Consider the following 2,873-nt stretch of genomic DNA (forward strand, 5'->3'; position numbering starts at 1 on the left):
TTCCAGTACACGGTCACCACGCAAGGCCGCTTCAACGACGCCCGCGACTTCCGATACGTGATCGTCAAATCGACCGACGACGGGCGCCTGATCGCGCTGCAGGACGTGGCGCGCATCGAACTCGGAGCCAAGGATTACGTCACCAACTCCTATCTCAACGGCAAACCGGCGGTCGCGCTCGCCATCTTCCAGCGGCCGGGCACCAATGCGCTCGCCGCGGCCGCGGAGATCCAGGACAAGATGAAGGAGCTTTCCCGCGACTTTCCGAAGGGGTTGAACTACGACATCGTCTACAATCCGACCGAGTTCGTCGCCGAGTCGATCCAGGAGGTCTACAAGACGATCCTCGAGGCGATGCTGCTCGTCATCATCGTCATCATCGTCTTCCTGCAGTCGTGGCGCATGGCGATCGTGCCGATCGTGGCGATCCCCGTGTCGCTGATCGGCACCCTGGCGGTGCTTTACGCCGCCGGCTTCTCGCTCAACATGCTGACGCTGTTCGGCCTCGTTCTGGCGATCGGCATCGTCGTCGATGATGCGATCGTCGTGGTCGAGAACGTCGAGCGCAATATTGCCAGTGGGCTGGCGCCCAATCCGGCGTCGCACCTGACAATGAACGAAGTCGGAACGGCCATCATCGCGATCTCGCTGGTGCTGATAGCCGTGTTCGTGCCGACAGCCTTCATCCCCGGCATTTCCGGGCAGTTCTACCTGCAGTTTGCGATTACCATCGCGGTCTCGACGGCGATATCGGCATTCAATTCGCTGACGCTTTCGCCAGCTCTGGCCGCACTGCTGTTCAAGCCGCACCATGCCGCGGCGGCGGCGCCGCGCTTTTTCCTGGCGCGGTTCGGACGGGCGCTCGCCGACGGCTTCAATCGCGGCTTCGACAGGGTCGCCCATTGGTATTCCAGCATCATTCGCGTGCTGGTCGGCTCGCGGATAGCGATCACCGCCATGCTGGCCGTTTTCGCGGCCCTGATCTACGCCACGGTCTACATGGTGCAGACGGTGCCGCGCGGTTTCATTCCGTCGCTCGACCAGGGCTATGCGATCGTCGTCGTCCAGTTGCCCGACGGCGCCTCGCTGTCGAGGACCGATGCGGTCATCCAGCAGGCGTCGCAAATCATCCAGAAAACCCCAGGCGTCGACTACGCAGTCGCGTTCGCCGGCTTCTCCGGCGCGACCTTCACCAACGCCAGCAACCAGGGCGTCATCTTCGCCAGGTTCAAGCCGTTTGATGAGAGGCTGAAAGCCGGCCAGTCGGCGACCAGGGTCATCGGCAATCTGTTCGGCAGCCTGCAAAGCATCAAGGAAGCCTTCATAATAGCACTGCCGCCGCCGCCTATTCGCGGCGTCGGCAATGCCGGCGGCTTCAAGCTGCAGATCCAGGAGCGCAACAGCGCCGACATGCGGCAGATCCTGGCGCTTGCCTACGAAATCGCCGGCAAGGCCAACAAGACGCCGGGGCTGATGGGCGTGTTCACCACCTTCTCCGCGTCGAGCCCGCAATTCTTCCTTGCGATCGATCGCGACAAGGCGCGCATCCTGAACGTGCCGATCCCCAACATCTTCGAGACTCTGTCGATCAATCTGGGCACTGCTTATGTCAACGACTTCAACGCTTTCGGGCGCGTCTACCAGGTGCGGGCGCAGGCCGACCAGGCCTTCCGCCTCGATCGCGCCGACATCTTGAAACTGAAGGTTCGCTCGGCGTCCGGCGCGCTGGTTCCGCTCGGCACGTTGCTCGAGATCCGCGACGTCACCGGCCCGGCGCTGGTCCAGCGCTACAACATGTACGTCTCGGTGCCGCTGCAGGGCAACGCCGCGCCCGGCGTTTCCACGGGCGACGCGCTGGCATTGATGGAAGGGATCACGGCAAAGACGTTGCCGGCCGGTACCTCCTACGAATGGACCGAGCTCGCCTATCAGGAACGCAACACCGGCAATGCCGCAGTCTATATCTTCGGACTGTCGGTGCTGTTCGTCTTCCTGGCGCTGGCGGCGCAATATGAAAGCTGGGTGCTGCCGTTTGCCATAGTGCTGGTGGTGCCGCTCGGCGTGCTCGCGGCGTTGCTCGGCGGGACTTTCCGAGGGCTGGACAACAACATCCTCGTGCAGATCGGCCTCATCGTGTTGATCGGGCTTGCCGCCAAGAACGCGATCCTGATCGTCGAATTCGCGCGGCAGGCGCAGGAACGGGGCCTGTCGGTCGCAGAGGCTGCCGTCGAAGCCTGCCGGCTCAGGCTGCGGCCGATCCTGATGACCGCCTTCGCGTTCATCCTCGGCGTCGTGCCGCTGATGATCGCAACGGGCCCGGGCGCAGAAATGCGCCAATCGCTCGGCACCGCGGTGTTCTCCGGCATGCTCGGCGTCACCTTCGTCGGCCTGTTCCTGACGCCGGTGTTCTACGTCACGCTCAGGTCGCTGTTTTCAGGGCGCAAGCCCCGTGCCGAAGCCGAGCCTTCGGGGCCGGCAGAGACGCCATCGGAGACGCCCGCCGAGTAGGGTTACGAATTCGCCGCGACCGCGCGAACGGCGACGTTTCTTCCTTCCTGTCGAAGGCGAGGTTGGCGATTGTCCGAACTAATGTCGGCCCAACCTCGACGGCTGGTGTCGCTGCCGTTACGACTAGACGCTTGAACCCCCATAACGGTCATTCGCCGAGTCGTTCTCAAACGACTGCGTTGGGGCACCAAGCTGCCTGCGAAATCGGATCTGCTTGTGGCTCGGATCGCCACCCGGCAAATCAGCTATGCTGATGAGCGTTACGGCTCACTTCTTTGGAAACGGCACGCCCTTGGTGGTGAATCTCTGTCCTCTGCCGATCGGGCGCACGGGGCGCTTGGTGGCGGCGGCCTTGCCGGTGCCGG

General features: G+C 63.3%; 1 protein-coding gene. It reads left to right on the forward strand.

From position 1 onward, the window contains the following. On the forward strand, nucleotides 1–2,508 hold a 2,508-nt coding region (locus EOA27_RS30270; RefSeq protein WP_145970622.1), incomplete at its 5' end, for an efflux RND transporter permease subunit. Nucleotides 2,509–2,873 lie beyond the last annotated feature (365 nt).

This window comes from Mesorhizobium sp. M2A.F.Ca.ET.037.01.1.1, from assembly GCF_003998075.1.
GTDB lineage: Bacteria > Pseudomonadota > Alphaproteobacteria > Rhizobiales > Rhizobiaceae > Mesorhizobium.